Annotated in this window: 17 protein-coding genes, 2 tRNA genes and 1 other annotated feature; of the genes, 11 read left to right on the forward strand and 8 right to left on the reverse strand. The window is 50.3% G+C overall.

Annotated features, from left to right (window positions below; all coding sequences use genetic code 11):
• Nucleotides 1-245 precede the first annotated feature (245 nt).
• Entirely contained in the window at nt 246-2,231 is a 1,986-nt protein-coding gene (locus tag IPL17_RS26195) for an alpha/beta hydrolase (RefSeq protein ID WP_345310037.1), read from the forward strand.
• A 147-nt stretch (nt 2,232-2,378) separates the two neighbouring features.
• Here IPL17_RS26195 and IPL17_RS26200 read toward each other — a convergent pair whose 3' ends face one another.
• Entirely contained in the window at nt 2,379-3,164 is a 786-nt protein-coding gene (locus tag IPL17_RS26200) for an AAC(3) family N-acetyltransferase (RefSeq protein WP_345310038.1), read from the reverse strand.
• 2 nt (nt 3,165-3,166) lie between these two features.
• Complete coding sequence (locus IPL17_RS26205; protein ID WP_345310039.1) at nt 3,167-3,940, reverse strand: enoyl-CoA hydratase-related protein; 774 nt, start codon at nt 3,938-3,940, stop codon at nt 3,167-3,169.
• A 96-nt stretch (nt 3,941-4,036) separates the two neighbouring features.
• Between IPL17_RS26205 and IPL17_RS26210 the strand changes: the two genes are divergently transcribed.
• The 4 genes from IPL17_RS26210 to IPL17_RS26225 all read left to right on the forward strand — a co-directional run bounded on the left by IPL17_RS26210 (nt 4,037) and on the right by IPL17_RS26225 (nt 8,252).
• A complete protein-coding gene (locus IPL17_RS26210; RefSeq protein WP_345310040.1) occupies nt 4,037-4,435 on the forward strand; it encodes a hypothetical protein in 399 nt (132 codons plus the stop codon).
• Nucleotides 4,436-4,735: 300 nt separating this feature from the next.
• Entirely contained in the window at nt 4,736-6,088 is a 1,353-nt protein-coding gene (locus IPL17_RS26215) for an ATP-binding protein (protein ID WP_345310041.1), read from the forward strand.
• Nucleotides 6,089-6,163: 75 nt separating this feature from the next.
• On the forward strand, nt 6,164-7,606 hold the full coding sequence (locus IPL17_RS26220) for an ATP-binding protein (RefSeq protein WP_345310042.1): 1,443 nt from the start codon (nt 6,164-6,166) through the stop codon (nt 7,604-7,606).
• Complete coding sequence (locus IPL17_RS26225; RefSeq protein WP_345310043.1) at nt 7,599-8,252, forward strand: response regulator transcription factor; 654 nt, start codon at nt 7,599-7,601, stop codon at nt 8,250-8,252. Before IPL17_RS26220 ends, IPL17_RS26225 begins: the two co-directional genes overlap by 8 nt.
• A 97-nt stretch (nt 8,253-8,349) precedes the next feature.
• Here IPL17_RS26225 and IPL17_RS26230 read toward each other — a convergent pair whose 3' ends face one another.
• A complete protein-coding gene (locus IPL17_RS26230) occupies nt 8,350-9,858 on the reverse strand; it encodes an MDR family MFS transporter (protein ID WP_345310044.1) in 1,509 nt (502 codons plus the stop codon).
• Nucleotides 9,859-10,240: 382 nt separating this feature from the next.
• Between IPL17_RS26230 and pulA the strand changes: the two genes are divergently transcribed.
• Nucleotides 10,241-13,684, forward strand: coding sequence for a pullulanase-type alpha-1,6-glucosidase (gene pulA, locus IPL17_RS26235; protein WP_345310045.1), 3,444 nt, complete (start codon nt 10,241-10,243; stop codon nt 13,682-13,684).
• Nucleotides 13,685-13,856: 172 nt separating this feature from the next.
• Here pulA and IPL17_RS26240 read toward each other — a convergent pair whose 3' ends face one another.
• Nucleotides 13,857-14,636 (reverse strand): zinc ribbon domain-containing protein, encoded by a 780-nt coding sequence (locus tag IPL17_RS26240; protein WP_345310046.1) that lies wholly within the window; start codon nt 14,634-14,636, stop codon nt 13,857-13,859.
• 211 nt (nt 14,637-14,847) lie between these two features.
• On the opposite strand from IPL17_RS26240, the gene IPL17_RS26245 reads away from it, so the two are divergent.
• The 4 genes from IPL17_RS26245 (at nt 14,848) to IPL17_RS26260 (ending at nt 18,678) form a co-directional block, all read left to right on the forward strand.
• Nucleotides 14,848-14,924: transfer RNA gene (locus IPL17_RS26245), tRNA-Arg, on the forward strand.
• Between the two features lie 49 nt (nt 14,925-14,973).
• Nucleotides 14,974-15,783, forward strand: a complete 810-nt coding sequence (gene surE / locus IPL17_RS26250; RefSeq protein WP_345310047.1) for a 5'/3'-nucleotidase SurE — start codon at nt 14,974-14,976, stop codon at nt 15,781-15,783.
• Between the two features lie 91 nt (nt 15,784-15,874).
• Nucleotides 15,875-16,438 carry an RNA polymerase sigma factor gene (locus IPL17_RS26255; protein ID WP_345310048.1) on the forward strand — a complete coding sequence of 188 codons (564 nt, stop codon included), beginning with the start codon at nt 15,875-15,877 and terminating at the stop codon, nt 16,436-16,438.
• Entirely contained in the window at nt 16,435-18,678 is a 2,244-nt protein-coding gene (locus IPL17_RS26260) for a hypothetical protein (protein ID WP_345310049.1), read from the forward strand. The genes IPL17_RS26255 and IPL17_RS26260 overlap by 4 nt, the downstream gene beginning before the upstream one ends.
• A 78-nt stretch (nt 18,679-18,756) precedes the next feature.
• Here the strand turns inward: IPL17_RS26260 and thrS are convergent, their stop codons facing one another.
• A complete protein-coding gene (gene thrS, locus IPL17_RS26265; protein WP_345310050.1) occupies nt 18,757-20,565 on the reverse strand; it encodes a threonine--tRNA ligase in 1,809 nt (602 codons plus the stop codon).
• 96 nt (nt 20,566-20,661) lie between these two features.
• Nucleotides 20,662-20,883: a binding site (T-box leader), on the reverse strand.
• 30 nt (nt 20,884-20,913) lie between these two features.
• Nucleotides 20,914-20,987, reverse strand: a tRNA-Val gene (locus IPL17_RS26270).
• A 336-nt stretch (nt 20,988-21,323) separates the two neighbouring features.
• On the opposite strand from IPL17_RS26270, the gene IPL17_RS26275 reads away from it, so the two are divergent.
• Nucleotides 21,324-22,277, forward strand: a complete 954-nt coding sequence (locus IPL17_RS26275) for an endonuclease/exonuclease/phosphatase family protein (protein WP_345310051.1) — start codon at nt 21,324-21,326, stop codon at nt 22,275-22,277.
• A 58-nt stretch (nt 22,278-22,335) separates the two neighbouring features.
• Here the strand turns inward: IPL17_RS26275 and IPL17_RS26280 are convergent, their stop codons facing one another.
• Both IPL17_RS26280 and IPL17_RS26285 read right to left on the reverse strand, forming a co-directional pair.
• Nucleotides 22,336-23,274, reverse strand: a complete 939-nt coding sequence (locus IPL17_RS26280; protein ID WP_345310052.1) for a hypothetical protein — start codon at nt 23,272-23,274, stop codon at nt 22,336-22,338.
• A 28-nt stretch (nt 23,275-23,302) separates the two neighbouring features.
• A complete protein-coding gene (locus IPL17_RS26285) occupies nt 23,303-24,007 on the reverse strand; it encodes a hypothetical protein (protein ID WP_345310053.1) in 705 nt (234 codons plus the stop codon).
• Nucleotides 24,008-24,009 lie beyond the last annotated feature (2 nt).

Here is a 24,009-nt window from a genome sequence, read left to right on the forward strand (position 1 = left end):
GGGAGTATCCATCCAAGAAGATTAATGCGATACAGATAATAAGTCTGCATACCTCAATAAGAAAAATGGATCTAATACGCCACGGTCAGGCCGAACAAGATACCTGCCCGTCTTTTCAGCCTTTGGTATACTGCCTTTCGGAACCCGCCGAACATTTTTTGTCCACGCAAAACCTTTCAGGGAAATTCCATTTTCTATTATGGTTTTTTAATCAATATATTTAAATGAAAGAAAAAGAGATCTGAATGAAAAAAATATTCATTAGCTTTATCGTTCTGTTATTTCTCGCGCAGGCTTGCGCTTCTTCTGCGCCCACGCTTGAGCCGCTTCCCACCGCGCTGCCCGTTGCGACGGAGTCCCCTGCGAGCGCCACCGAAGTTCCAGTGGATGATACAGCCTCCCGTTTGAAAAGACTGGGCGGGTATCCATGCCCCGAGAGCGATTTCACCTGCGTCAAAGTCAGTGTCCCATTCGACCACTTTGACCCCAATGATTCGCGCACGTTCGATGTTGTTTTTGCTGTCCTGCCTGCCACAGGTCAACGCAAAGGCATGTTCGTTACATCCGTAGGCGGCCCCGGCGGTTCCGGCTTGTTAAGTGCGGATAATTACACATCATATTTCGACCCGTCCATCCCGGAAAATTTTGACATTGTTTTCTTCGACCAGCGCGGCATCAACGAATCCAACGGGTTGTATTGCGCACAAGCCGCGGTGGATTTCTATCGCGCCGGCGGCGATGCCGCCACGAGCGAAGGCGAACAACGACTGCTTGATGTCTCACAAACTTTTGTGAACGACTGCATCACCGAGATTGGCGATGCCAGCCTTTTGCCCTATCTGGACACCACGCAGGCGGTGGAAGACCTTGAAGACTTCCGCGTATTGATGGAGGATGAAAAATTCTGGCTGTACGGGGAAAGTTACGGGACGCAATTTGCACAGACCTACGCAGCGGCTCACGCCGGCCATGTGGCTGGTCTTGTTCTCGACGGGGTTGTAGACCTTACGCTGACAGATATAGAATTCCTCAAAGGTCAGGCCGCCGCATTCAACGAGGTACTGCTCACCACTCTTGAAGCATGCAACGCCGATGAAGCCTGCGCCGCCGATATGGGCCGCGATGCAGTCAGTGTTTACGATGAACTTGCCGCTCAGTTAAAGCAGGCTCCCATTTCCTTTGAATTTACCCGCTCCACCGGCGAGGTTGACCAGCGCGAGTTCACCTTCTCAGATCTCGAATCTACTTCCGGCTTTCTATATTCCGAAACCGCGCGCATGATCTTCCTGCGCGCCCTGGCCGCGTACTCACGCGACAACACGATCATTCCGCTCGCGCGCGTGGTGTACAACGCGCTTTATCTCAACCCGGATACCTTCGAAGTGTTTATTGACCTGTCCTATTCCGACGCGATCTACTACGGGGTCACTTGCCGTGATTACGCCGAGCCAGGCAACACTCCGCAAGAACAGGCCGCGAACTTTATCAAAGAGGGTGATGAGATCGACACCAGCCTGCCGCGCCTCGCATCTGTCTTTTACGGCGACCTGCCCTGCGCCTATTGGCCTTATCCACAGGACGACTCACACCCCGCGCCGTTTGCCGAGCCGTTCAGAGGCGAAGGCTTCCCGACCCTGGTGTTGAACGCCACCACGGACCCGGCCACGCCGTATTCAGGCGCGCAGTCGGTTTACTCGAATTTGACAGATGGATATCTTGTGACCGAAGTCGGCGGTCCGCACGTCATCTTTAGCTGGGGATTGGAATGTGTGGATAGTTTGGTGACAGATTTTCTCGTGCAGGATAAAATGCCAGCCCAGCGTGAAACGCTCTGCGAAGGTGTTGTAGCTGACGAATTTGTCCCGCTCGCTCCGGCCAATGCCGCCGATTACGCAGATCTGCTGGAAGCGTTTACCGCGGTGGATAATGAGATCAATTACCTGCCTGAATACTATTACATGAATTCCACGACCGCGCGCGCCATCGCCTGCCCATACGGCGGGACATTCGCATTCGACACAGGCGACCTTTACACTTTTACAAACTGCGCCTTCTCGAACGGCTTTGCCATGACAGGCGGCGGTGCGTACAACGCCGACGACGGTTCATTCATGTTGGAAGTGGATGTCACAGGATTAAGAGATGGATCACTAACCTACACCCGCGACAATGAGGGCAGTATCCATGTCAGCGGCACATATGGCGGCGGGACTGTGGATCTTTCGGAATAGAAGATACTTTTGCGAGGGTGTTTGCCCGGCACTCCCTGGCACCTCAGCGTGACGCGATGCAAAGAGCAGGTATGTTTCTGTGCAGGTGAGCAATCCCCACCCAACATTATGAGGAAATTGCTTCAACCCGATAACACGGCAACAAAGTTACGACCACCGCACCGCAGTACACCGTTCGCAATCCGGTCTCTGGCAGAGCAATGCGAACGGGTTCTCTTTAATTAGATCAACCACGACTTTAAACAAACTTTTTAGATGAATAGCTTGAACAGTTGCATTTCCAATTTTCACGCGGCGGGTGTGTTTTTCCAAAGCAGGTGCGATCACATTGAATCCATCTGAATCACCGGGGAAGCCGGGACATTCCACCACACGATCCTGCACCAACGCCCAGCGGATGAACTGCAGCCGTCCGGCAAGTTTCTCTGCATAATGAATGCTGGTGTTGACGGTATGATCCACGCCGAGTAATAAGGCCCAGCCATCCTGGTCTGCAAGCGATCCGATCGGAGCCAGCGGATCGTACATGCGCTGACTGCCGATGATCCCGTCTGCGCGAATGCCGGCAAAGGACTGGATCGGATGCAGGGATCGTTTCGCCTTCGGGTGCTTGCGCAGTATTTCCGGCAATACGCCCATCAATTTGTCCACGGGCATATCGGGGTGATACGCCTCAGCCAGTTTGTTTAGGTCGGCTTCACTGCCGTAGGTGATCCCGTTCTGCGGCGGACCCACTTCGGGGTTGAGCATGGATTTATATGTGAAGGTGGGCATGATGATGCCGCGCGTGGAATCCAGCAACGCATTGAGCATCGCCTCCGCCCCGCCGTCAATGAGGCCGAACGCCTTCAGGGATGCGTGCGCGATCACCAGGTTTTTGGTCAAGCCTAATTTGGAAAGACCAGTTTTCAGGTCAGACAAAGATACGGACAATTTTATTTTCCTTTCCAGTTCGGCTTTCTTTTCTCGATGAAGGCTTTCATTCCTTCCTTTTGGTCTTCCGTCGAAAAGAGCGGATAGAAATTCCGCTTCTCAGCTTTCAATCCTTCTGCAAGGGTGGTCTCGAACGCGGCATTGACCGCATCTTTTGCCATACGGACAGCCAATGGTGCGCGCGAGGCGATCTCTTCCGCGAAAGCGACTGCGGCATCGAGGTATCCATCCACGGGCACGACGCGGTTTGCCAATCCAAATTGAAGCGCCTCAGCGGCGGTCAGTGTGCGGTTGTTGATGACCATTTCCATGGCGAGGTTCTTGCCAAGCAAACGCGCGAGGCGCTGTGTTCCGCCCGCGCCGGGGATGATGCCGATCGTGATCTCTGGTTGACCGAACCTGGCTGATTCAGAGGCAACGATCATATCGCATGAAATCGCGAATTCGCATCCGCCACCCAATGCCCATCCGGATACCGCCGCGATCACTACTTTTTTGATTCCGCGAATGCGGTCCCATTTTTCAACGCGCCCCTGGCCGATCATTTCGAACGGAGAGGCATCCGCCATTTCTTTTATATCCGCGCCGGCTGCGAAAGATTTCTCGTTGCCGGTAACGATCATCGCGCCGACGGCATCATCGCGGTCAAAAGATTCAAGTGCGTCGAATAATTCGGTCAGCATCACGGTATTGAACGCGTTCATCGCCTGCGGACGGTTGAGCGTGACGATGCCGACTCGTCCGCGGACTTCTGTAAGGATCGTTGTATAGGTCATGGGAGATTCCTCTTTGGATTTTTTCTCGATTCTACACGAGAAATGGAAATATGCTACCATTGGCAATCATAATTTTTGTCAGGAGAAAAAACGAATATGAACATCTTATTAATGATCCACTCAATTTTACGCTGGCTGATCGTTGTCGTGGCTGTTATTGCAATTGTCAAGTTTGGGCTGGGCTGGCTGCGCGGCGGAGCGTTCAAAGGCATGGACCGCGGTCTCTCTTCAGGTTTTAGCGGTTTGATGGATTTGCAGGTAACTCTGGGATTGATCTTTCTGGTGGGGAACGGTCTGGCGGGTTCAGGTTTCCCAATGTACCGCATTGAACATGCCATCAGCATGATCCTCGCCGCAGTGCTGGCGCACCTTCCGATGCGCTGGAAGAACTCGGAAGACAAGCTCCGTTTTCGAAATTCCCTGTTCATCGTGCTGGGCGTATTGGTGATCGTATTCCTTGGGGTGGCGCGATTGCCCGGTGGCTGGAACAGATAGGGATAAAGAATAAATCCGCAAACATAAACACCAGGGAAGACAATATTCAAATGTCTTCCCTGGTGTTTTTATGCAAAGGGAAGTGCGAAATAAATCAGGTGGATTTTGTCTTATTAGAGATATAATAGTGTGGCTTTAGAAGTGAGTGATGGCATTCTTAAAAATTTGGCCGGGAAAATATACTCCCAGCTCATTATTTTTTGAAATTCCAAAGGGATATTCATATTGTTTACCGGTATTTCTAATTTTTTAACACGCTCGAGTTTAGTTCAACGATTCAGGCTGGCAGGTCTGGTATTTATGATTCTTGGGGCTTTTGTGATCGGCACCTGGGTTGCAGAGCAAATAAAAACCAATGTGATCAACGAATCTGCTGCGACCACCGCACTATACATGGACAGCTTTATCACTCCCAACCTTCAGGAACTTGGCACTGCAAATACGCTGACCCCGGAACATCTCTGGAATTTAAATGATACGCTTAGCAAGACCGATCTTGGCCGTCAGATCGTGACCATAAAAATATGGGGGAATAATAATCAGATCCTGTATAGCAATTCCCCGTCACTGGTCGGACTTTCGTTCCCCAGCGCGGAAGATCTGGAACTGGCTCGCAAGGGTGAGATCATTGCGGCGATCAGTGATCTGCAAGATGATGAAAATTTTGAGGAGCGAAAACTTTATTCACGTTTGCTTGAAATATATATTCCAATACTATTGAATGACACACAAGAAGTTATCGCTGTTGCAGAATTCTACAGGAAAATTGAAGGGCTTGAATCAGAAATAGCTGCGGCTCAAAGAAAAAGTTGGCTTGTCGTTGGCACATCCATGACAGTCATTTATTTGATACTGATCGGATTCGTACAATCCATTGCATCTACGATCGGACGCCAGGAAAAGGGATTAAGAGATCAAGTGGTCCGGCTGACGGAGTTGATCGCAAAGAATGGGGATCTGGACAAGCGTATGCGCCGCGCCGCCGCCAACACGACCGCGCTTAATGAGCGATTTCTCCGCCGCATCAGCGCGGAACTGCACGATGGCCCGGTGCAGGAAGTCAGTCTGGCGCTCTTACGGCTTGACCGCGTCAACGTCCAGAACGAAACCTGCCGCGTGGTCAACGAAGATTTTGAGTGTAATGATCATCTTCCCACAGTTCAAACATCCTTGCAGATTGCTCTGGAGGAAATGAGAAGCATCGCCTCCAATCTTGGTCTTCCACAGTTGAGTCATATGACCCTCGCGGATGTGATTGCGCGTGTTGTACGTTCTCACGAAAAACGCACCCGTTCAAAGGTCATATTGAGTGTTATCAACCTGCCGGAACAGGTGAATCTTCCATTAAAGATCACGGTCTACCGTTTGATCCAGGAGGCACTGAACAACGCCTGTATTCATGCGGGCTGCGCAGATCAGCGGGTCCGTGTGGTTTGCGCGAACAATCTCTTGCAAATAGAAATATCCGACAAAGGCCCCGGCTTTGATGCAGCCAATTCCATTAAGTGGGAGGAACATCTTGGTTTGGCCGGAATGCGGGAACGTGTTGAAAGCATGGGGGGCGTACTTGAGATTCAAAGCATGGTCGGCGAAGGCACGGTTGTAAATGCCAACATATCCCTTCAACACGCTGAAATGTACGCCTATGCATGAGACCTATATCATGATCCTGAAAGTGCGGGCGGTCATCGCTCATATAACATCCATTATCCATGAAGAGGGTGAAGGATGTTAGTCCGCATTTTGAATGTTTTTACAAACTTGAGCCTGATAAAACGATTTACAATTGCCAGTTTCATCGTCATGATCCTGGGCATGTTCGGCCTCGGCAAATGGGTAGCCGAGCAGATCAAGATCGGCGTCATAAAGGAATCCGCAACCACCACAGCACTTTATATGGACAGTTTTGTCACCCCGCATCTTCAAGAGTTGGGAAGTGCTTCGAGCCTGACAGCCGGACATTTCGAAGATCTGCGGTCAGTGCTCAGTGAAGAAACACTGGGGAAACAAACAGTCGCAATAAAGATTTGGTCCTCAGATCACTATATCCTCTATAGTGACAATCCAGCATTGATAGGGCGTGAGTTTCCTCCGACTGAAGATTTACTGAAAGCCTGGCAGGGGGAAGTGATAGCAGAGGTCAGCAATCTAACAGAAGAAGAAAATGTTGAGGAGCGGCTCGGGTACCATAAAAGACTGGTTGAAATATACAGCCCGGTCCGTTTAAACGGAACCAATCAGATTATTGCGGTTACCGAGTTCTATCAAAAAATTGATATCCTTGAAGCGGAGATCGCGGCTGCCCAAATGCGAAGCTGGCTCATGGTGGGTTCCACCATGATGGTCATATACCTGTTGCTGATCGGTTTTGTTCGATATGCAAGTAATACCATCGAAAAGCAGGAAGATGAATTAAAAGATCAGGTTAAACGGTTAACAGAACTCCTGGCGCACAATGATGAGCTTAATCAGCGCGTTCGCCGCTCCGCGGCAAATGCAACCGAATTTAATGAACGCTTTCTGCGCCGTACCAGCGCCGAACTGTATAGTGGACCCATTCAGGAAATCGTGCTGGCATTAACGAGGCTGGAGCGGGTCAAGAGCCAGAATGAAACCTGCCGCCTGATCAATCCAAACGTTGATTTGCTATGCACCGACCACCTGCCTACGGCCAAGGCATCCCTGCGAACAGCCATGGATGAAACCCGCGCCATCGCCGCCGGTCTCGTGCTTCCACAACTGGAATGTTTAACCCTTCCTGAAATTCTGGTAAGCGTGGTACGCGCCCATGAACAGAATACCGGCACAAAGGTTATGCTCAGCATGAGCGATCTCCCGGAACAAACACCGCTTGAGATCAAGATCACTGCATATCGTCTCATTCAGGAGGCGTTAAATAACGCCCATAATTATGCCGGTGGAGAAGGCCAACAGGTTCGCGTGAGATGCCAAACGAACGATATACTTATCGAAGTTTCGGATCAGGGACCTGGGTTTGATGTTAACCATCCTGTTACATCTGGAGAGCGTGAGCACCTTGGCTTGGCAGGCATGCGTGAACGTGTGGAAAGCCTGGGCGGCTCATTCACAATCGAAAGCAAAATAAATCAAGGGACAAAGCTCTCAGCCGTATTGACGCTGCAGAATACTGGAGAAAATAAAAATGGATAAAATCCGATTGGTTATCATTGATGATCACCCGATCTTTCGAGAGGGGGTGGTTGCGATCCTCGGGAGTGAAGCCGATCTTGAGGTGGTGGGACAGGGGATCAATGCAGAAGACGCCCTTCGGTTGACCCGCGAGTTTTTACCGGACGTGATCCTTTTGGATGTCAATATGCCCGGCGGAGGGTTGAATGCTGCCCAAATGATTGCCGCATCCTATCCTGTGGTCAAGATCATTATGTTGACAGGATCCACTGAAGAGGATGATGTGATGAATGCTCTCAAAGCCGGCGCTCATGCTTACGTCCTAAAAGGAGTCGCCGCCCGCGAATTAAATGGCATCTTACACAGAGTTTTTGCGGGGGAAGGTTATGTCACCCCGTCGCTGGCGGCCAGCCTGCTCTCTGAAATGCGGGGGGCTCCGCAGGAAAAACAACCAGCTACGATTGATCTGTTTGAAGACTTAACCGAGCGAGAGCGTCAGATTCTTGAATTGATCGCCGAAGGAACAAGCAACAAGGAGATCGGCCAAAAATTATTCCTTACAGAAAAAACCATTAAGCATTATGTGACCAATATTCTTCAAAAACTGCATGTCAGCAACCGCGTTCAGGCGGCACTGATCGCGCAACAAAAAACAAAGCTAAAATAAAAAAATCATTGATAGACTTAAATCAACAAGGTGACAGCCATTAAAACAATGACAGTCACCTTGTTTTGATTCTCGTGCGGGGATTTTGCAGGAAGTATTATTGATCCACGCCGGGCAGGGCGGCGTTACGATCAGACGAATTCTCTCTTAATTCCTGATGCGGCGTGAAGAAGACAGCCGCCAACCCCAGCATAGCAGACGCGAAAGCGATGACAAAGACAAGGTGGATCGCGTTTGCCATTGCGACGCGCACACCGGCGGCCACAACAATTTCAGAGGCGGGTAAAGGATTCAGTAATTGGGTCACCAGTTTCGGGTCCAGGCCGGAAGCGATTAAATTCGAGGTGAGGCGCATGCTCAATGCCGTACCCATCACGCTCACACCAAGCGTCCCGCCAATCGAACGACTGAATTGAAGCGTCGAAGTAGCCGTGCCAAGGTTGCGTCGCTCCACGCTCGTCTGCACCGCCACCAAAAACGACGGGATGGAAAGCCCCATGCCGACACCCATCATGGTGACAAAGACCATGATCAAGATCTGGCTCGAGTCCGCGCTGATCAGCGTCATCAGGAATGTGCCTGTTACGAACACAGATGTACCGATCACGCCCAGCCTGCGATACCCAACGGTCATGATCAGGCGCATGCCAATGATGCTCGCCGTGACCCAGCCCAACAGCATTGGTGTGATGGTGATGCCGGCTTGCGTTGCGCTGGTGCCAAGCACCGACTGGACAAAAAGTGGAATAAATGAAACACTGCCAAACATTGCCCAGCCTGTGAAAATACCATGTGAAACCGCAGTGAGAAATAATCGGTCACGAAGAAGTTGGATCGGGAGGATCGGGTCGGCGACACGGCTCTCAACCCGTAATAACGCGATGAAAAAGGCGACAGCCAACACGATCAGCGCCCAACTGTTGAATGTGTTTGCCCCCGCTCCCGCGCTTGCGTCAGGGGCAAGTGTAAGTCCAAGCAATAACGAGACAATACTGAATGTCAACAGCGCTGCGCCAAGGTAGTCCACTTTTGGTCTCTCATGACTTTGAGCCTGCTCCCGCCACCCAAAAGCGACCAGCGCTGCGGCAAGCAACCCTGGCAGCACATTGATGTAGAAGACCCAATGCCACGAAAACTTATCAACGAGAAACCCACCGAGCAGCGGACCCGCAATGGATGAGAAACCCCACACGCCGGAGAAAAGCCCCTGCATTTTGGCGCGCTGCTGCAAACTGAACATCTCACCGATCAGAATGAATGCCAGCGGCTGGATACCGCCCGCGCCGAGTCCCTGCAAGGCGCGGGCGAAGATAAGTTGGGTCATACTGTTTGCGACACCGCTCGCCACCGAGCCGATCAAGAAGAGAGCCATTGCGATCACATAGATTCGGCGTCTGCCATAAATGTCCGATAGTTTTCCATACAACGGTACAGATGTGGTGGAAGTCAGCATGAAAGCCGAAAAGACCCACGAGTAATGTTCCAACCCGCCCAATTGACCAACGATGGTTGGCATGGCGGTCGCAACGACAGTCGACTCCATCGAAGCGAGGAATAAGCTGAACATGATCCCGATGGTAACGAGAATGATCCGGTTACGTGACATGGAGTCCTTTCAAGGCAATTCAGATTCTTTTTTATTTTTGATAATGCTGGCTGAACATCTGGGCAATCATACTCCAAAATAAAAACAGGGAATGAAAATATCTTTATTTTTTTCTCCCCCGTAGCGGTAATCTATTTGACCAATTCTGTCATAACAGGGTTGGCTTTGAAAGGATTACGGCTTCATAACCTTCATCTTGTTAAAAAATCGACCCCTGTCCAGCGGCGAGGCAAAAACAGGGGTCTGACTTAAACCGTCGGCAAAGACTGAGTAAGCTGAATTCATTTTATCTTATATTCAGGAATTGGCGATTCTTATTTTGTTCGCGTTAAGGTATTTGCTCAATGGAGTAAAATTATTTTATTATTTCCTGGAGAGTTCAATGCGAAAAAATATTCAGCACATTTTTATGGCTTGCGTGATCCTGACCGCTTCTTTCTCATCTGCATTTGCTTCGGCTGTTCAGGCACAATCCACGCCTAATCCTGATTCGGTCAACATCCCCGGCACACATCAGGATGAATTGGGATGTTCCGGCGAATGGCAGCCTGATTGCGCCAACACCCAATTGAGTTTTGATCTCGAAGATGATGTTTGGCAGGGAACGTATGAGATTCAACCTGCCAACGATGCCGACAAAAAAGGTCCGCGCTATAAGGCGGCGCTTAACGGCGGCTGGGGTGAAAATTATGGGCTTAACGCTTCGGCCGGCGGTGCGGATCTCCCTCTGGTCGTCACTGAGCCAACACTGGTTAAGTTCTACTACGATCACAAGACCCATTGGATCACCGATAGTATCAACACAGCCATTGTAGTGGTGATCGGTGACTTCCAACAGCAATTGGGATGCGCAAACAATGATGACGCCGGCTGTCTGCGTTCATGGCTCGAAGACCCAACAGGCAGCGGAGCAATGGGATTTGCCACCAGTGCGCTCAAAGCCGGGACGTACTCCGCGACATTTGCTTTGAATGAAGACCCGACCAAAAAGATCGGCGAGACGCAGCAATTTACTGTTAAGAAAGATGGCGATGAAATTTATTTTGGATACGACAGCCTGAAAAAAGAAGCCGTGATCAGCACCGCAGGCGCGCCGAAGGGCAGTCTCTCCAAATTGCGCGCACATTGGGTAAGCAGAGACACCATTTTATGGAATGTGGTCGGCTCACCGAAATATACCTATTCTCTGTTTTATTCGCCAGACGCTGCGCTGGAACTCAGCGCAGATGGGATCACGAACGGCATCGAAATTCCCCTCACTTATAGCAAGAGCGGGGCGAAGGCTGAGATCATCAATCAGTTCCCGCACCTCGGCGCGTACACAGCCCTAATGATCGATCAAGCTGATTGGGCCAAAGAACCTGAAATGCTAAAGGGACAACTCGCAGTGCTCGTCCGTGACACGAACGGCAAAGTGGTGGATGTCAGCGGTGTGCAGACCCCCGGCGTATTGGATGACATATATCAATATGAAGGTCCATTGGGCGTGACCTTTGAATCATCCACGCCAACTTTGCGGCTGTGGGCGCCGACCGCGCAATCGGTTGTGTTGTATCTTTACGATGAAGCTGTCGCGAAATCCGGGCGGACACTGCCCATGCAATATGACCCTGCCAGCGGTGTCTGGAGCATTCGCGGCGACGAAAGCTGGAAGGGCAAATTCTATTTATTTGAAGTTGAAATCTATGTGCCTTCCACGGGAAAGATCGAAATGAATCTGGTCACCGATCCATATTCGATCAGCCTCTCCATGAACAGTAAACGCAGCCAGATCGTGGATTTGCAGGATGCCGAACTAAAACCGCAAGGCTGGGACACGCTCGAAAAACCCGCTCTCGCGGCGCCAGAGGATATTGTCCTGTATGAGTTGCATATCCGTGACTTTAGCATCAGCGACCAAACCGTCCCTGAAGAGTTGCGCGGAACCTATAAAGCCTTTACTGTCGCAGACTCAAACGGAATGAAACACCTGACAGGATTGGCAAAAGCAGGTCTGACTCATATTCATCTTTTGCCCGCCTTCGATATTGCCAGTGTCAATGAAGACAAATCCACATGGAGGAATGTGGATGAAATCCAGCTTGCCGCGTATCCACCCGATTCAGATGAGCAATCCAAAGCCGTCAGCATGATCACCGGCGCGGACGGATTCAACTGGGGCTACGATCCTTTGCATTACACAACACCCGAAGGCAGTTACGCCACTGACTCAAATGGCACAACCCGCATCGTTGAATTCCGTGAGATGGTGCAAGCCTTAAATCAAAACGGACTGCGGGTTGTGATGGATGTTGTCTACAATCACACCAACGCCAGCGGTCAAGCGGATAACTCCGTGCTGGACCGTGTTGTGCCCGGATACTATCACCGCCTCAACAGCGAAGGTAAGGTTGAGAAATCCACCTGCTGCGAGAATACCGCCACCGAACATGCCATGATGCGCAGGTTGATGATCGATTCGGTTATCACATGGGCAACCAAATACAAAGTGGATGGATTCCGCTTTGACCTGATGGGGCATCACATGCTGGCCGATATGCAAGCTGTGCGGGCAGCGCTTGATTCCTTGACCGTTGAAAAAGACGGTGTGGACGGCGGGTCGATTTACATTTATGGTGAAGGCTGGGATTTTGGCGAGGTCGCCAATAATGCGCACGGCCAAAACGCCACCCAACTCAATATCGCCGGGACAGGGATCGGCGTGTTCAATGACCGCTTACGCGACGCGGTGCGCGGCGGAAATCCGTTCGACGATCCGCGCTTACAAGGCTTTGCAACCAGTCTTTACTTCAATGTCAATGACAACGAAAAACGAACACCCGAAGCTCAACTCGATAAGCTCAACACATACAATGATTGGATCCGCCTCGGACTGGCCGGCAATCTCGCTGACTATGAGATCACTCGCGCCAATGACAATGTTGTGCCGGGAAATTTGGTGCTTTACGGAAAAATTCCCGCAGGCTACACAGCCGATCCACAGGAGAATATCGTCTACGCCTCGGCTCACGATAACCAGACCCTTTTCGACGCCATTCAAGTCAAAGCGCCCGCCGAAGAAAATCTCGCTGATCGCATCCGAATGAATAATCTGGCGCTCAGCGTTGTCATGTTCAGTCAGGGCGTGCCCTTCTTCCACGCGGGCGATGACATCTTGCGCTCGAAATCGCTTGACTCCAACTCCTACGACTCTGGTGATTGGTACAACAAATTGGATTGGACTTACACATCGAACAACTGGGGCGTGGGACTTCCCATCCAGGGTACAGGTCAATGGGATATTTACAGGCCGCTTCTTGCCGACCCGAATCTTGCCCCGGCAAAAGCTGACATAGAATCAGCATCGGCGGTTTTCCGCGAATACCTCAGCATCCGCAAGGCTTCGCCGCTCTTTCGTCTTCAAACCGCAGATCAAATAAAGAAATCTATTTCATTCCTTAATAGCGGTACCGGGCAAACACCCGGATTGATCGTAATGCGATTGAATGATGTCGACAATCTGGATACGAATATTGAAGAGATCGTTGTGCTGTTCAATGCCAGTCCGGATGCAGTAACATTCAGCGATGCTTCCATCAAAGGCAAGGTGTATGCGCTGCATTCCATCCAACAAAACTCAGCGGATGCAATTGCACAAACTGCATTTTTTACTAACGGCGCATTCAACATCCCCGCCCGCACAGTATCTGTATTCGCGATCCCACAGACACGCCCGGTAGAAACCGTGGCCAAATTCGATTCAGGGTTTATGGCAGCTGCGATTGTCGGTTTAATACTCGCCATCTCAGGCGCAGCATACTTCCTGAGACGAAAGCAGAAAAATTAAAGTCAATTTAGGGTATATAAACCATGTACGGGAATAATTCCTGTACATGGTTTTCGCTAAACCGGGACCATGATGGCAAAACACCCGGATTTTTCTTTTTGCGCCGTCTAATATCAGCGTTTTTCAATGTGAAAACAGGCTCTTTGCTTATAACCGATAAAATCTTTTTAACTTACTTCTTCGTTGCTCCAAGACTTTTCAATTCCCAATTCCCTCCTGCGTGGTCAAGAAGGATGCATGTATAAGTGGTGTTGAGTTTTGCGTAGGAGACATCCACCCTGTAGTCCCCGTTGTCCAGAAACATGACTCCGTTTGGGTTGTATCTTTGCGCGTCAATGACAGCCACCTTCATTTGCTTTTGCACAAATAATGTACAGGCATACCATGCACTCTCTTGCGGATTTCTTGTCGGGGTTGGCTGTACTATAAGATCTTTCCCAACATTGATAAGCAGGCTGTAAATAACTACGCAAGCACCGACCACAATAATGATGCTTATTACCGGGAGGATCAAGTTCTTCTTCTTTGTTTTTGTTTTTGGGGGCGAGACCGCTTTTCGTACATTAACCTCCCTGCCGCAATAACTACATCTTGGCGCTTCAAGCCGTATCTCCTCGCCGCAATGCGGGCATTTTCTGGTAGCGGCCCGGGGGGGCTCCGTATGGATTGGAGGCGGTTCTATTACAGGTCCGGGGGATGGCACTGCAGGCGCAGGTGGCTGCTCAATCAGCTGATTGAGCAATAGGCTTGTCTTTTCATTTCGCGGATTGATACGCAGCATTTGTTTCAGGCAATACATGCGTTCCTTATCATTCCCGGAGGTCTGATACATCCATCCCCAGGCGCGTTCACTGTCAGGGGTTTTCTTAACGGCAGCAATAAAGATCCTGCGCGCTTCTTCCCGTTTCCCGGCTTTATATGCTGTGATACCCAGTTGGAGCAAGTCATCCATAATGATCCGCCTTTGAAATTAGCCAATAGTTATTTTATACCCGAATTATATGGCGAATATGCTTTTCCGAACTCTTTTGTAATGTATAGATCAACATAAAAACGAACCGGCCGACAAAATCTTTCGTTGGCCGATTCGCCACTTCAAATTGCGGGATTTGCGCTTGACCCTCCTATAATAGTACAGTAAAATACCACCCGCAATAAATAATGCTCTCGTAGCTCAGTGGATTAGAGCGCTTGCTTGCGGAGCAATAGGTCGCAGGTTCGAGTCCTGCCGGGAGCACCACCAATGAGAAGCGGATCAGATCTGCTTCTTTTTGTTTCCAAGGAATACCATGAACAAAAATAGACCCCATATCTTATTAACAAACGATGACGGCATCCGCTCGCCCGGTTTATGGGCCGCGGCCAGTGAACTCTCAAAGATCGGCTATGTCACGGTCGCCGCGCCGCGTGAGCAATCCACGGGCATGGGGCGCAGTCTGCCCAGCACGTCAGATGGGACCATCCGCAAAGAGCAGGTGCAGGTCAACGGTCAGCAATGGGATGTGTATGCGGTCGGTGGTTCCCCAGCCCAGGCGGTCCTGCATGGCGTATTGGAGATCATCCCGCACAGCCCCGACCTGGTCGTATCAGGCATCAATTACGGTGAAAATGTCGGCATGGGCATCACCATCTCAGGGACAGTGGGAGCCGCGATGGAAGCCGCTTCCATGGGAATTCTTGCCCTGGCTGTTTCACTTCAAACCGAAACACAATATCACCTGTCCCATTCGGAAGATATCGATTTTTTAACTGCCGGATATTTCACCGCCTATTTTGCGAAATTATTATTGGAAAAGAAATTCCCGCCTGAGGTGGATCTGCTAAAAGTGGAAGTTCCGAGTCACGCCACGCCGCACACTGGGTGGCAGGTGGGCAGGCTTTCGCGCAGCCGTTACTATGATCCCGTCCCCGCTGTGCGGACTTCGTGGGATGAACCCGGTCCGATTTCATACAAACACAGTGAATGCATTGAAAAGGAACCGCAAGATACCGATGCCTACATCCTGCGTGAAAAGAAAATGGTTGCGGTCACGCCGCTCAACCTCGACATGACGGCCCCCGTCGATTTATCTGATTTTGAAAAAAATCTGCGGAAATAAAGCAAAAAGTGGAAACTGAAAATGAGTTTTCACTTTTTTTGTTTAAATGACCCCAACCTTTTCAAGTATCATCGGATATATCTTATAGAAGATGGATGATCATCAGGCGATTCAACGACTCAAGAACGGCGATATCAGCGGATTGGAATTTCTAGCCGCGCGCCATCAGGTGAAGGCCGTGCGCACGGCCTATCTGATCACGCGCGACGTGGGGTTGGCTGAGGACATAGTGCAGGATTCTTTCATCCGCGCATTTCACGCCATACGCGGATTTGATTCAACACGTCCGTTCGAGCCGTGGTTCATGCGCAGCGTGGTCAATGCTTCTGTGAAGATGATGCAAAGGTCAGCGCGGCAGGTCGAGATGGGAGAGGATGCGGACGAATCTCTTTTGGCGGAACTGGCCGAGAGAGTCGAGTCGGTTGAGGAGCTGGTTGAGTCCATCGAAGTCCAGGATCAGATCTGGGATGCCATGCAGAAATTATCGCCGCGCCAAAGAGCGGTGATCGTGCAACGATATTTTCTTGAAATGAGCGAAAAGGAAATGGCGGAAGAGGCAGGCTCGGCGGTCGGCACGGTCAAGTGGATGCTGAACGCGGCGCGTGAACGCTTGCGCGGACTGCTCGATGCCGCGCATCGAAGGAGCGAGAGATGAATGACAATCGCATGAAAGACGCGCTTGAAAATATCGCTCGCCGCAGCGTCCCGGAGAATACCAATCTTATGCCGCGTATTGCGGCACAACTCGAAAGGAAATCTCCGATGACAATTCTTCGTGCACGCCCATTGGTGGCGGTATTAATTGCTTTACTTATTTTGCTTGCGTTGAGCGGCGTGGCCTACGCCATCGGACGTTCGCTCGGATACATCCCAGGCATTGGCATCATAGATCAAAGCACACCGATCCGTGTGCTGGCTGAACCGGTCTCGCAAACCCGCGCTGGAATCACGATCACAGTCGGTGATGTGGTGTTGACCTCGGGCAAGACGGTTGTCATTTACACCGTTGAAAATATTCCGCAGGAAAAACTTTCGCGCGATGTGGCCGCGCCCGGCTGCGGCTCGAATCCTGCTGATCGCACTCAATTGAAACTGTCCGACGGCACAATACAGGATCATCTTGGATATGATTCAGGCGGCAGGGGCAGCGGCTACAGATCCACATACACGTTCGCTCCGCTCGATGCGCAGGTGAAAGACGCCGTGCTCATCATCCCGTGCATCGAGGGCTCTCTGCCGGGCACACTTCCCGAGCAATGGGAAGTGCCTCTGCGCTTCATCCCCGCACCACCAGAGATGGCCATCGTTCCGGTTATTGAGATCACGCCTTCGCAAGAACCAGCTATGGGTGAGAGTCCGCTAATGATCGAAAAGATTGTTGAGACAGACCGCGGCTTCATCCTCATTGGCTCGTTCAATTCCAACGGCCTGCCGCAGGGTGCATCTGCCATGGATTTCTCGACCTATCCAGTTTTCACCGATGCCAACGGTCAGGAAGTTTTGTACGACTTCGCCACCAGTCAACTCGAATCTCCGGTCGAGAGACCACCAGCGGGTTCCTTCCCGTGGGCCTTTGAAATCATCAATAAACAACACGTCTACCCGTTGACCATGACCGTCCGCGCAGTGGCTGTACAATATTCAGAATCAAGCGCCAGCTTCGAGTTCGACGCGGGAGCGAATCCGCAGGAAGGGCAGGCCTGGGATCTGAATCAAGACATCGAGTTGGCCGGGTTCCCGGTACGCGCCCTCAAGGCAATCCGCACCGCCGATGGATACAGTTTTGATTTCGAGAGTGCCGCTATGTTCCACGGCGTCAGCCTTGCCATCGGAAATTCCTTACCTGTCGGGTCTGGCCTGGGCGACCCCGGACATTTTATTTCGGTCGTCAGGTTCGAGGGCGAAGTCCCTTCGGGTAAATTGATTGTGCAGGTTTCGAACCCGGTGGTGGCGATTTCCGGGGACTGGCAGATTCAATGGGGCGTGGAGAATCTGCCCATTGAGGAAACTCCCACAGCAATGGCGGCTGATCAAACCTGCCTGACGCGGGATTCGTGGCAAGCGGCATTGGACAACTATCAGCCCGCTCCCGCCGAGCTTGCAAAAAAACTGCTCGTCTACGGCCCGCTAAGCGCTGATTATCTCAATTACGACAATTACGGCAGTTTCATGACCAGCCTCGATGGCAAAGATAAACTATTCATCACGCAGGGAATTTACCCCTCGCTTTCACCGGATGGAAGGTATGTCGCCTTTGCGTGGGGTGAAGGATTGAATCTCTTCGACTCCGCGAGCGGTGGACAAATTCACATTCCCAATACCACCACCGATGACAATGTCCCGGTCTGGTCACCGGATGGGACGAAGATCGCCTTCATCAGCGGTAGCGACCTCAACCTATACACCATCAACCCGGATGGCAGCAACCGAACGCGTGTCATCAACGAAAATGGCGATGAGCAATTGGTGGATTGGACTTCCGATGGAACCGGCTTGATCTATGGGGTACGCGGAGAGGGCGGCATCTCCCTGCGAAAAGTGGAAATCGCCAGCGGCGCGGTTACAGATTTTTTTGTGATCCCCAATCACCGCGCCTATGAAGATTTCGCCATCTCCCCCGATGGCAACCGCATCGCATATCATGCGCGCGAAAACCTTTCGGATGCCATTTACATTTCCAATCTTGACGGCTCGGACCGCAGGCTGTTCGCGCAAATGGGAAATTGGATCGTCGCCGCACCGTTCTGGTCGCCGGATGGCAACTGGCTGATCATCGTCATGCGCTCCACCGACCTCCCTGACCGTCCCACTGAACTAATGCTGGTTAATGTGAACGACTGCCGCATCCATCCAATTCCGCTAACTGTGGAATCGATCTACGGGTGGATTCAGTAAAGAGAAAAATAAAACAGGCGGAGGAAAATCCTCCACCTGCCCTTTTACGGTCTATCGTCCACCGCCCATGGTCAGGCTTTACAACTCGCTTGCGCGTCTCGTGACCTTATCTTTCGCGCGATCTGTAAACTCAGCCAATGAAATATTATTCTGCTGACTTCCGTCGCGCACACGGAGTGAGACTTGTCCAGCCTGCATTTCGTTATCACCGACCACGATCATATACGGCACCTTCATCAACTGTGCCTGACGGATCTTGGCATTCATGCGCTGTGAAGATAGGTCTGCGTGGGCACGGATTCCGCTTTCGCGTAATTGCTTCGCGATGCTTTCTGCATATTCATTCTGCGCATCCGTGATCGAGATGACTCGCACCTGTTCAGGCGAGAGCCAGACCGGGAAATTGCCTGCATAATGCTCGAGCAGGAAACCAACCATTCGTTCATGTGTGGAGAGCGGCGCACGATGAATGCACAGTGGAATTTCATCCGCGCCTTCCTTGTTCGTGAATTTCAAATCAAAGCGTTCTGGTACTGCAAAGTCCACTTGATTCGTCATCAGCGAAAATTCGCGCCCAATGGCTGACCAAACTTGTACATCAATTTTTGGACCGTAGAATGCAGCTTCGTCTTCGCGTTCCACGTACGGCACGCCGCCGTTATCCATCGCGCGGCGCACCATCTCTTCCGTCTTGAGCCATAGGCGCTCGTTGTCCACATATTTTTTGCCCAGTCCCGCCTTGCTGTGCAGGGACAGGCGCATCACGTACTTCTCGATCCCGAACAGTTCAAAATACTTACGATATAGCGCTACCACACCCATGAACTCCTGTTCGAATTGTTCCTCCGAGCAGTAGATGTGAGCATCGTTCATCTGCATCGAGCGCACGCGCATTAAACCAAATAACTCACCTGATTTTTCATAACGATAGCACGTACCATATTCAGCGAGGCGCACAGGCAGGTCACGGTAAGAACGTCCCTTCGAACCAAAAATTTTGTGGTGCATCGGGCAGTTCATTGGCTTGACGTAATACTTTACGCCTTCGATTTCCATCGGCGGGTACATGCTCTCGGCATAATAAGGCAGGTGACCTGAACGTACAAAGAGATCTTCCTTTGTGAGAATCGGCGTTTTGACGCGCAAATAGCCAGCCTTATCTTCCATATCCTTGGCGAGTTTTTCGAGTTCCTCGATCATCACGCCTCCGTTGGGCAGCCAGAGCGGCAAGCCGGGACCGACCTCATCATCGAAGATGAATATCTCAAGTTCCTTGCCAAGTTTGCGATGATCGCGCTTCTTGGCTTCTTCCAGTTGATTCAGATAATCCTTCAACTGTTCCTTGGTTTCCCAGGCTGTGCCATAAATACGCTGAAGCATCTTGTTGTTTTCATCGCCGCGCCAATACGCGCCCGCGATCGTCATTAATTTAAACGCGTCCTGCCGAATCTCTTTTGTGCTTTGTACATGCGGACCGCGGCACAGGTCTGTGAATGTATCCTGCTGATAGATGGAAATATCAGGCGGCCCATCCAGCGGATTACCGTATTCATCCTTGCCGCCTTTCTCAAGGCCTTCGATCAATTCCAACTTGTAAGGCTGGTCAGCAAAAATCTTTTTCGCCTCCTCCGCGGAAATGACGGTCTTCTTGAATTCATGCTTGACCTGCACGATCTGCCGCATGCGTTTTTCAATCTGCTCGAGATCTTCAGGAGTGAGATTGCGCGGCAGATCAAAATCATAATAAAAGCCATTTTCCACAGGCGGGCCGATGGTCACTTTTCCATCCGGGAAGATCTCCAGAACAGCTTGCGCCATTACATGCGCCGCAGAGTGGCGGATCTTATACAATTGTGTATCTTCGTAACGTTCTGTTTGTAGTGCCATTTTCTACTCCTTTTTTGAACTCCAACGCATTCCGACGTTGACATCGAAAATCTATCAATTTTCGACTCCACCAACAAACAAAAAATTCTCACCCAATAACGGGGCGAGAATTTCATTCACGCAGTTCCACCCGATTTGAGTCTTGCAACTCATCTCTTAGGCTGATAACGGAGCCAACCGTTCCGCATAATCGCTATAAGCTTTCTGCCTCACGCTCTCAAGTGGTTTTCAGTGATCGTTTCTGGAAGACGCTCTCAACAATCGCACCTTCTCTCTGTCAGAACAACTTCACTTACTCATCTTGGTCATTGCGTTTCTATTATTACTGGTCACTACGTACTGACCTTGTGGGCGGAATAGGGCTCGAACCTACGACCTCTGCGATGTCAACGCAGTGCTCTAACCAACTGAGCTACCCGCCCGAAGGATTGCCATTATAGCGGGTGTGGCAAAAATTGACAATCCCTTTATTTGATCAAACTGATCAATCAAGACAAGCCGCTAAAAATGGATCAAGCCGATGAAGGCGATATGCCCCCCTCAAATAGATCCATATGATATTATGCATGATCTTATGAGGTAAACAGCAAGTGAGTATCTGTATTTCCTAAATCCAGCCGCTTTTTATAAAGATCTGGCTGGAAGGAATATGAATCCAAAAAACTTTGCAAACAGCTGTAATCTTTTATAATAGGCCATCCCAAAGGGCGCAGACCGCTGCGTAAATAGCATACAGAGGAAATGAGGAGAAAAAAAGTATGAGTTCAAATAAAATAAAAACAGAGGGGCAGATCAGAAAACGGATCGTATTAGGGTTGTTCATCCCACTAACATTGATCATCATGCAAGCCTGCGGGACCTCCAACAAGATCCCCGAAGGAGCAAGGATCATCGAGGATACCCCCACAAGATTTATCCCAACCACGACGCCTTACGTGACCGCGACCATCCCCGCCGCAGATTTTCTTACTGCAACCGCATCTGCTCTTCAAATCCATGAAGGCGCGGTTCGTTTTATGACCTACAACATCGAAGGCGGTGGATTGGAAAAGCTGCCCTTGATTACGTCCATTCTACAAGCCTACAACCCGGATGTTCTTGCGATCCAGGAAGCGAACGGCTGGCAGTTGAATGATTTCGCAATTGCCAATCAAGCTGCCAATGATCTTGGCATGGAGTATATTTCATGCCAGTCTGCTTCCCCAACGCTGGATAAGAACGGCAATACGTATGATGTGATACTTTTTTCAAAACTTGAAATAAAGGACTCAGAAACTTATGCGGATGTGCAGAATTGTCTTATCCGCGCAGAAGTTGCTACTCCAGATGGAGGCTCTGTCCAGGTGTTTGCCACACAGATCAATCCTAACTTTGATGAGGTTGGCTGTCAAAATGTTGAAAACCTGGTCAAGGTTATTCAGCCTTTTGCGGAAAGTGCGGCCATTTTATTGGGCGACATGACCATGCCTCCTCCTGGTATTGAATTGGGTTATCCCTTAAATCAAGTGGCGTGCCCGCCTTTGCTCGAAGCAGCTGGCTGGTCATTTTTCACCGACGTCAGCAGGGTTGACCATATATGGACGACTCAGCCAATGCTTGCGTTTCAAGTTTATAAACTTCCCAGTCCGAATAAGGAACCCCTCGTCACAAAGAATACTTTAAGGACGGCTTCGGATCACTCCCCGCTGGCTGTGGATTTTTACTTCCCCTGATCAAGCGGGCTGATAAGCATAAAAACATCCCATGCACAACAAGGCGCATGGGATGTTTTTATTCAACACCGCAACCAAGCACCCTTACGATCTGCGTGCCCGGCAGATGAAAGATCACTTCATACCACGCAGATCTTGCCTGAAAAAAATCCGTTTGAAAACTTTGCGGTCTCGAACCGACGTAGATATGCGTCACTTGCCGCTGGCAAAGGGATTGATAAATTTCCTGTGATCCGAAATCTGTGAAATATGGCAGGCTTGTAACTACGCGTCCGCTTAATGGCATGATCCAAATTCCTGCATCTGTGCCTGTGCCCTGCATGGGCGCGCTGAATGAATCAATGTTCAGGTCCGCGCCGGCGATGACGATACGCGCATCAGCGGGCAGCTGCCGATCCATCCAATCCAAAGCGATGCTGTCATCCCGTGCAACCAGTTGACAACAATCTGATGGGGAGAAGTTGTAGCGGGTGAATGCATTAAAGATAATGATCACAGCGAATAAAAGCATGGCAGCCTTTGGCAGGCGTGAAGCCCCCACTCCGCCAAGGAATGCCAGCGGTAAAAACAGGATCATTTCCACAAGCGGCCTGTCCAACAAGGTGTATGCATTTGCGATAGGGATCAATGACATTGCAAGCATCCCAAACAGGGCAAGGATCGAGAAAGATATCAGGCGGGAAAACGACCGGGCAGCAGAAACAGAGAGAAGCATGACCAGAAGCGTGATCCAGATGCGGTACGGCTCAAAGACAGGTCCAAATGTTTTATTCTTATCCATCAACACAACAGCCGTACCCAGCAGCACGGCCATGCCTATCATGAGAAGCAGTTTTCGGTTACCCCGCAATTGATAAGATAATACCCACGCCGCGCCAAAGACTCCAAGCAAAATAATCGAACGGCTGTGGATTAGAATTGATGCGAACAAGCTCAAGGCAAGCAACCATCGATTTTTAACAACGGCTATTCCGAGTGTAAATTGAACTAATAACAAGCTTAATAACGCCGGGTATTTGCCCCAATTAACTGCGTGGTGGCATAAACCACCCAAAAGCAGCCAGCATAACCGCGAGGAATGCCGCCACACGCGAGTTGACAGCGCGATGCACAAGAAAATAAAGGGGAAAGGGTATCGCCGCCAGAACAATCTGTCCAAACAACAGCATCGCCTGTCCGATATTCGCGCGCGTTATGGATACAAATGCGGCAACAATAACATGATAGCCCACATGGTAATAAGACGTGGTCGGCCACATGAACTTGGAAGGTGATTGTATTTTCAGGAAATAATTGATAATGCGAAAGTGTTCGGCCGAGTCAAAATAGGAAGGCAGGGTAATATTGGCCACAAATCCAATCCGAATAAAAACAAAAACGAAAAACAGTAATAGAATGAAAATAGATTTGAATGAAACATCTTTCCAGACCGCATGAAAGGCAAAGCCGGCAGGCACAAGCAAAAGCATTGCCGCTATGATGACAAAAATCGGATTTGGAACGAACGCTCGAAATAAAAGGATAACAACAGAAAATAACAACGCCGGCACAGGCCAACCGCCCATTGCCAGAGTGATCAATTCCATATCGGTAAAGTATTGATCTGTCAGTTTTTTTAGAACCGTAAAAACCAGCGCCATTCCCCAAATTACAAAGGCCAGAATTGCAAGGATCACCTTCCAATTCTGGTCAATAACACTTAAGCTGTTGGCAAATAAATCAGCATTCACAA

This window comes from Candidatus Villigracilis saccharophilus (genome assembly GCF_016711665.1).

What these genes read in the sequence shown, in the direction of transcription:
- IPL17_RS26255 (WP_345310048.1), top strand. Translation starts at nt 15,875, where the DNA reads ATGGATGATCATCAGGCGATTCAACGACTCAAGAACGGCGATATCAGC.
- IPL17_RS26195 (WP_345310037.1), top strand. Translation starts at nt 246, where the DNA reads ATGAAAAAAATATTCATTAGCTTTATCGTTCTGTTATTTCTCGCGCAG.
- IPL17_RS26220 (WP_345310042.1), top strand. Translation starts at nt 6,164, where the DNA reads ATGTTAGTCCGCATTTTGAATGTTTTTACAAACTTGAGCCTGATAAAA.
- IPL17_RS26210 (WP_345310040.1), top strand. Translation starts at nt 4,037, where the DNA reads ATGAACATCTTATTAATGATCCACTCAATTTTACGCTGGCTGATCGTT.
- IPL17_RS26215 (WP_345310041.1), top strand. Translation starts at nt 4,736, where the DNA reads ATGATTCTTGGGGCTTTTGTGATCGGCACCTGGGTTGCAGAGCAAATA.
- thrS (WP_345310050.1), bottom strand. Translation starts at nt 20,565, where the DNA reads ATGGCACTACAAACAGAACGTTACGAAGATACACAATTGTATAAGATC.
- IPL17_RS26230 (WP_345310044.1), bottom strand. Translation starts at nt 9,858, where the DNA reads ATGTCACGTAACCGGATCATTCTCGTTACCATCGGGATCATGTTCAGC.
- IPL17_RS26275 (WP_345310051.1), top strand. Translation starts at nt 21,324, where the DNA reads ATGAGTTCAAATAAAATAAAAACAGAGGGGCAGATCAGAAAACGGATC.
- IPL17_RS26205 (WP_345310039.1), bottom strand. Translation starts at nt 3,940, where the DNA reads ATGACCTATACAACGATCCTTACAGAAGTCCGCGGACGAGTCGGCATC.
- IPL17_RS26260 (WP_345310049.1), top strand. Translation starts at nt 16,435, where the DNA reads ATGAATGACAATCGCATGAAAGACGCGCTTGAAAATATCGCTCGCCGC.
- IPL17_RS26240 (WP_345310046.1), bottom strand. Translation starts at nt 14,636, where the DNA reads ATGGATGACTTGCTCCAACTGGGTATCACAGCATATAAAGCCGGGAAA.
- IPL17_RS26225 (WP_345310043.1), top strand. Translation starts at nt 7,599, where the DNA reads ATGGATAAAATCCGATTGGTTATCATTGATGATCACCCGATCTTTCGA.
- surE (WP_345310047.1), top strand. Translation starts at nt 14,974, where the DNA reads ATGAACAAAAATAGACCCCATATCTTATTAACAAACGATGACGGCATC.
- pulA (WP_345310045.1), top strand. Translation starts at nt 10,241, where the DNA reads ATGCGAAAAAATATTCAGCACATTTTTATGGCTTGCGTGATCCTGACC.